1 pseudogene is annotated in these 251 nt (G+C 49.4%); it reads right to left on the reverse strand.

Annotated features, from left to right (window positions below):
• Positions 1-14: 14 nt before the first annotated feature.
• Positions 15-251: pseudogene (locus P9217_RS30300) on the reverse strand (hypothetical protein); the annotation flags it as partial.

Consider the following 251-nt stretch of genomic DNA (forward strand, 5'->3'; position numbering starts at 1 on the left):
GACCAGATCGGTCGTCAAAAATCATCGGCAATTTGGCCCGAGGAGCCGCCTAGGTAGGTATCCCAAATATAATTTCGAAGATTTTTGCGATGGTCAAAGGACCGGTAATACTTCGTATCCTTGTCCGCATATGCAGAACCACCGATATGGAGGAACGCGCCGTCCAAAAGTTCATGAAGCCCGAGTGTTCCGGAAAGTTCAATTGGTTCTTGCTCTCGTCTCGCTACCTCTATACTGGCTTCGCCGAGCTT

The organism is Mesorhizobium sp. WSM4989, assembly GCF_029625795.1.
Taxonomy (GTDB): Bacteria; Pseudomonadota; Alphaproteobacteria; order Rhizobiales; family Rhizobiaceae; genus Mesorhizobium.